General features: G+C 27.5%; 6 protein-coding genes. 2 read left to right on the forward strand and 4 right to left on the reverse strand.

All coding sequences use genetic code 4. The features are described from left to right. Window positions 1–82 precede the first annotated feature (82 nt). Window positions 83–1,060 (forward strand): hypothetical protein, encoded by a 978-nt coding sequence (locus tag M0D11_RS04770; RefSeq protein WP_252320580.1) that lies wholly within the window; start codon window positions 83–85, stop codon window positions 1,058–1,060. A gap of 182 nt (window positions 1,061–1,242) precedes the next feature. Then, window positions 1,243–1,587 (forward strand): hypothetical protein, encoded by a 345-nt coding sequence (locus tag M0D11_RS04775; RefSeq protein ID WP_252320582.1) that lies wholly within the window; start codon window positions 1,243–1,245, stop codon window positions 1,585–1,587. 66 nt (window positions 1,588–1,653) lie between these two features. Here the strand turns inward: M0D11_RS04775 and lpdA are convergent, their stop codons facing one another. Genes lpdA through M0D11_RS07280 form a run of 4 tightly spaced genes read right to left on the reverse strand, consistent with a single transcriptional unit; the run spans window position 1,654 to window position 6,699 of the window. Beyond that, window positions 1,654–3,150 carry a dihydrolipoyl dehydrogenase gene (gene lpdA, locus M0D11_RS04780; RefSeq protein WP_252320584.1) on the reverse strand — a complete coding sequence of 499 codons (1,497 nt, stop codon included), beginning with the start codon at window positions 3,148–3,150 and terminating at the stop codon, window positions 1,654–1,656. Between the two features lie 16 nt (window positions 3,151–3,166). Further along, window positions 3,167–4,468 (reverse strand): dihydrolipoamide acetyltransferase family protein, encoded by a 1,302-nt coding sequence (locus M0D11_RS04785; protein ID WP_252320586.1) that lies wholly within the window; start codon window positions 4,466–4,468, stop codon window positions 3,167–3,169. A gap of 30 nt (window positions 4,469–4,498) precedes the next feature. Further along, on the reverse strand, window positions 4,499–5,539 hold the full coding sequence (locus M0D11_RS04790) for an alpha-ketoacid dehydrogenase subunit beta (protein WP_252320588.1): 1,041 nt from the start codon (window positions 5,537–5,539) through the stop codon (window positions 4,499–4,501). Between the two features lie 2 nt (window positions 5,540–5,541). Next, on the reverse strand, window positions 5,542–6,699 hold the full coding sequence (locus M0D11_RS07280; protein ID WP_252320590.1) for a thiamine pyrophosphate-dependent enzyme: 1,158 nt from the start codon (window positions 6,697–6,699) through the stop codon (window positions 5,542–5,544). Window positions 6,700–6,952: the final 253 nt, after the last annotated feature.

Genomic DNA, 6,952 nt, shown 5'->3' on the forward strand with positions numbered 1-6,952 from the left:
AATATTAAAGAAGATAGTTGACCTTAAAACACTTTTTAATTAAATTATTAAAACTACAAAAAAGAAAGTTAGGTGCCAAATAATGTTAATTAACAAAACAGCTGATGAGTGTATAATTGAAACTGGCGGTGCTTTATTCCAATGTTTCGTTGATACAAATTTAACTGTTGATCAAAAAAAAATGTGTATAAATTGAATTGTTTTATTTTTAAACTATCAAGATGCAGTTATTCTTTGTGATGAAGAAAAAATTAATAGTTTACAAAAAGAACTTTCAGAAACATTCACAACAGATTATTATAAAAATGCTTTAAAAGAATTTAATAATGCAAATCTTATATATAAAAAAACTATACTTACCAATTTTAAAAACGTATGTTTGGAAAATACTTCACAAGATATTATTAATATTATCACTCAATTCCATCAGTCATTTATTAAAACAATAGATGAACATAAAAAATCACTTACCTTTTTGAATTTAAATAAAATATATGAAAATCTTTTATTATTATTTTTTATAATTCACTACCATTTAGGCTATCAATTTAAACAAGAATTAATTCCAATCATTAGAAGTTTCACTAATATGATTAAAATTCCTATTTATATTGAACAAAATGATAGTCATGTTAAAATGTTATTAATGAAAAAAATTTTGCAAGATAATGAACAATTATTTGAAGATCTCGAATTAATTCAATTGAGAAATTTTATTCATAGTTTAGATGATATATTTGCTAATGGTCTTAATATTAGTAGTGCTATTGAAAAATTAATATTAACTAGACCACATAAAATAAAACATTCAATGAATATGTTATTTAAAAAACACGGTATTAAACTACAAGAAATACTTTGAAAAAATAATAAAGAAAGTAATCCTACCATTGGTAATATGATTATGCACTTATTTGCTTATGAAACATATTATGTGCAAAGAAATCACAACTATGAAACATATGAACAACTAGTATTAAATAATGTTTTAACAGATCCTCTTTTTCAAAAAATATTTATTGAATATAAAACAAAAAATCAAATTAATAAGGTTATTTAAAAATAATGATTACTTTAATTTTTTACTTAGAAAATTAAAGTAATTTTTTTACACTTTTTTTATTTATAGATCATATATAAATATTTTTAAATATCATTATAAAATTAACTTGTCACTACTATTGGTTTTTTATCCAAAGTGACATAATTAACATTTTTTATCTCGAAAGGAACAATAATAAAATGTCAACAAATAAATATGATTTTGATATTGAAAAAGATAAAAATTGAGAACAAGCAGTAAAATGTAAAGAAAATATTTTTATTAAATGCCGAACAGAAAAAAATACTATTATATGCAAATTATTAGAAGATAAAGATAAAACAGAAATGCAACAAAATGAAGTAAAAACATTTCAAACACTATTTAAAAAAAGAACGTCAGAAAATAATAATTTATGTAATGAAAATTTAGAAAATATACAATTTGAACAAATAACTACATGAAATAAATATTTACAAAAAGAAATTAACAGTAATACCACTAATTATTTTTTTGATAAAAAAAGAAGAAGCAATACTTTTTAATCAATATTATATTAATTTTACAATAAAAATGTACCTAAAAATTTAAAGGTACATTTTTATTATTTTCTATTTTTTATTAACTTTGTATCATTCTAATTCTAAATCTTGTGCAACATCCATAACTACTTCTGACATTGTTGGATGTGGATGACAAGAAGAGGCTAATTCAACAATAGTACCTTCCGTTTGCATAATATTAACAATTTCAGCAATTATATCAGTAGCCGTTGAACATAAAATATGAGCACCTAGGATTTCTCCATATTTTTTATCAATAATTATTTTAACAAAACCATCAGTCTCACCATCAGCCAATGCCTTACCATTAATAGTAAATGGTATTTTCTTCATCAAATATTCTTTACCTAAAGATTTACATTCAGTTTCAGTTAAACCAACACTTGCCACTTCAGGGAATGAATAAATACAACTAGGCATTTTATTATAATCTACTTCTTGCTCTTTCAATGGCTGATTATCAGCATCCGTTCTACCTTCTTTAACTAAAATATTATTAAGTGCTGCTAATCCTTGTGTTGACGCAACGTGAGCAAGCATTCTTTGACCATTAGCATCTCCAATTACATATATATTATCAATAACATTATTGTTAGCATCTAAAGCTTCCAATTTATTATTTACGGCAAATGCTTGATTAGGCTTAATTTGAATTCCCAAATTAGTAAAACCTTCAGTAATTGGCGTTCTTCCAGTACTTAATAAACAATAGTCGCTAGTTACTGTTAATGGTTTTTTATGTTCTTTATCGGTTGCAGCATAATAAGTTAAAGTTTTATCCTTTAATTCATTAACACTATGACCAGTAATAATATTAACACCATTTTTTTCAAGAATTTTAGTTAAAGTTGTACTAATATCTTCATCTAGTAATGCTAAAATACGATCTAAATATTCAATAATAGTAACTTTAGTACCAAGTGTACTAAATAAACAAGCAAACTCAATTCCAATAACACCACCACCAATAATAGTTAGTGTTTTTGGAACTTCTTTTAAAGAAAGAATTTCAGTCGAAGTTAATAATGTTTGGTTTGTTTTTAAATCTTTTTCACTTAAACCTTGTGGACCATTAGGATTATCAAACATTTTTACTTTTGAACCAGTAGCAATTATCATATATTTAGTAGTATATTTCTTTTCTTTACCGTCTTTAGCTTTCACTAAAATCGTATTTTTATCAATAGCACTTCCAGTTCCTAATAATTGTTCAACTTTATTAGATTTCATTAAAAAGCCAACACCACCAGTTAAACCTTTAACAACACCAGCTTTACGATCTTGCATTACTTTTCAATTAATTTCAATATTTTTTTTATCTTTAATAGCAACACCATATTTATCAGCATTTTCAATATAATGAAAAACTTTTGCGCCCTTTAGTAACGTCTTAGTAGGAATACATCCAACATTTAAACAGACTCCACCTCAGTTATCTTTTTCAACAATTGCAGTTTTTAAACCCATCTTTGCTGCTCGAGCCGCTGTTACATAACCACCAGGACCTGCCCCGATAATTATTAAATCAAAATCATAGTTAGACATCTTTTACATTTTCTCCTTAAGCTAAAATTAATGTTGGATTTTCTAATAACTCTTTAAGTCGAGAAAGGAAATAACCAGCAGGTGCACCATCAATAACACGATGATCAATTGAAAGTGATAATGGAAAGAACTTATGTTCAACAATTTTACCATCAGCAATAATTAGTTTTTTTTGCATCATTCCTAGACCCAGAATTGCTACTTCTGGATAATTAATAACTGGTGTTCCCATTTCAATTCCTGCTGAACCAAAATTAGTAATAGTAAATGATCCACCTTGCATTTCATCACCTTTTAATAGCCCCTTACGAGCTTTATCACCCAATGAATTAACTTGTCTTGCTATTTCAAATAATGAAAGTTGATCAGCATTTTTAATAACAGGAACTACTAAACCCTTTTCAGTATCAGCTGCCATACCAATGTTATAATATTTTTTAACAAGAATTTCATTATTAGCCATGTTCAAAGTTGAATTAAGTAATTTAAATCGTTCTTCTTTTAACGCTTTAGCAACAGCCTTTACAAAGAATGGCATAAATGTTAATTTAGCACTACCATCTGGATCTTTTTCCGCTGGTTCTTTTAAAGTTGCACGTAATTGTACTAAGTTTTCAGCATCAACATTAATCATTAAACTAACATGTGGTGCTGTATAAACTGATAATGACATTTGATTAGCAACAGCCTTACGAATTCCTGATAATGGTAAATGTTCAACATTACCAAAACTTTCGATTTTAGTAACATTAATACCTTGTGAACTAATAGTTGTAGCAGAAACTGAAGATATTGAATTAATAGGTGTTGTTGATGCAGTAGCACTAGTTGTTGTACCACCATTCTTGGCATTTAATAAATCATCTTTTAAAATTCTACCACGAGGACCAGTTCCTTTAATTGTTCCCATATCAACACCTAAGTCACGAGCCATTCTACGTGCTAATGGTGTTGCTAATACTTTACCCGTTTGTTGAATAGGTTGCACATTTTGTTTTGGTAATTCAACTGGTGATACTGTAGATGTACTAGCAACTGATTCAGATTTTGGTGAAGAATTTGTTGATGAAGGACTTTTATTATCACTAATTGTCCCACCAAACTCAACAATAACAGCACCTGACTTAATACTATCTCCTTCTTTAACAAGAATCTTAGAAACTTTACCATCTGCTTCGGCTTTAATACTATCTGAAGCTTTATCTGCTTCGATATCAACAACATTATCACCTTTTTTTACATTATCTCCAACTTTAACATGAATTTGAGTTACAGTAACTTCATCGATTCCATCCATATCTTTAAACTTCAATTCCATCTTTTCACTTTCCTTTCTTTAAACAACTAACTAAACTGGATAATTCATCATTAGTTTAACTTTTTCCATAATTTTATCTGGACTAATTATAAATCATTTTTCACCTTTAGACAGTGGAACAGTAATATCATAACCCGTTAATCTTGTTGGAGGACATTCTAAATATTCAAAACACTTTTCATTAACAACGGTAATAATTTCTGAGGCAACTGAAAATGAACGAACCGCTTCTGAAACAACTAATAATCTTCCTGTTTTTTTAACAGAATTAACAACTGTTTCTTCATCTCATGGTTGTAATGTTTGTAAATCAATTAATTCAATTTTAAAATTTTCTTTTTCTTCTAAAATTTTAACAGCAGCTTCACAATCATAAACTTTTGAACCATAAGTTACAATCGTTAAATCAGGTTTTTCTTCAGCCTTATATTCTTTAAGAACTTTAGCTTTACCAAGAACAGCCACTTCATAAGCATCACTAACTTCTTCTCTAACATCATATGTATAATTATTGCTAGTATAACTATTGAAATAAGTTCCTAAACATTCTAAAACAATAACAGGATCTGGACTTTCAATTGCTGCCAATAATAATTTTTTAGTATCATTAGGTTTTGAAGTCATAACTACTTTTAAACCTGGAATATGACAAAATAAAGCTTCAATTGCTTCTGAATGATGCTCCAAAGCACCATTATTACCATTATTTCAATCATATGAAGGCATACGTACTACCATTGAACAAGTGAATCTACCACGAGAACGATTTCTCATTCGTGCAGCATGACATAACAATTGTTGAAAAGCAGGGAAAGCAAATCCTGAAAATTGCATTTCAATAATTGGATTTAAACCATTAATTGCCATTCCAACGGCACTACCAGCAATAACTGCTTCAGCAATTGGTGCATCAAAACAACGATTAACGCCAAATTTTGCTTGTAAACCTTTAGTTGCTCGAAAAACACCACCAACATTACCGGCATCTTCACCATAAACAACAACATTAGGATTTTTTTTCATTGCTAATTCTAAGGCTAAAGTAATAGCTTGCACATTATTTCTTTTCATAATTATTTTTTCTCTCCTTCATTGAAGAAAGCTTTTGCTTCTGCTTTTTGTTCTATTAATTGTGGTGTTAATTTTTCATATGTATAATCAAATATTTCATCAATTGAAACACTTTCATTTTTTAATGCTCAAGTAATTGCATCATTAACCTTTTTAGTAATTTGTTTATCTAATTCTGCTTGTTTGTTGTCATCTCAAAGTTTAATTGATTTTAAATATTCTCTAATACGATCGATTGGATCTTTTTTTAATCATTCTTGTTCAATTTTATAATCTTCAGCAGAAAAATAATCTTTTTTAATATCAAAAGCAGAATGCGCATTTTGACGATAAGTAACAGCTTCAATTAATGAAGGACCATTACCTTTTTTTGCTCTTTCAATTGCTTCTTGTGTAGCATAATAAACAGCAAAAAAATCATTACCATCAACACGAATATTAGGTACACCAAATGCTGTTCCTTTTTGTGCAAAAGTTGGACTCATTGTTGCTTTAGCAGTTGGTGTATCTAATGATCACTGATTATTTTCAACAAAGAAAACAACAGCTAATTTATGGATAGCAGCAAAATTAATTGCTTCAGAAAACTCACCTTCAGAAGTACCACCATCACCAATCGTAGTAATAACAATTCCTTTATCTTTTTTATATTTTTCAGCAAAAGCAATACCTGTTGCATGTGAATATTGAGTAGCAATTGGAATATTAACTGGTAAAATATTAACACCTTTCGGCATTTGACTTCCCATTTCATTTCCTAATCAATATTGAATTACTTTTTCAACTGGATATCCAGCAGTAATTCATGCTGCATTATTACGATAAGCTGGTACTAATCAATCAATACCTGGTCGTAAGCAACTAGCATAAGCAACTTCAACACCTTCTTGACCTTTTGAAGATAAAAAGTTAATAACTTTTCCGATTACTTTTGGAATTCCATTTACTAATTTAACTTGTCCTTTTTCATCTTTTTCATAGTTTAATTCCATTTGCATTTGTTCTTGTATTCGTGAAAAACACATGTTTTCATATGCTTTTAATAAAACCTTACTATCAAATTTTTTTAAATAATCAACAAAATTAGGATTAATTACTCCTTTTTCATTTAATATTTGAAAAATTTCTTTTTGGGGATTATCAAATTTCTCAACTCACATTTAAATTTTCCTCCTAAATATTTTAGTTAATTGCAGTTACACTTTTAATTATACTAATTTTTAAAATAATGAATGAACATACCTTTTCATTATACTACTAATAATTGTTGGTTCAAGATAATTTGTACTAAAATATTAATTTATCTCCGGTTTTATTAATATACTATTTTTTTTATTTCCTATTATCATGTAAAAATGAAAAATATATTCTAACAATAAACAAAACAGAAAAAATAATTTAAATCATAATATC

The sequence above is a fragment of the Spiroplasma endosymbiont of Lariophagus distinguendus genome (assembly GCF_023846195.1).
In the GTDB taxonomy this organism is placed as follows: domain Bacteria; phylum Bacillota_I; class Bacilli_A; order Mycoplasmatales; family VBWQ01; genus Spiroplasma_E.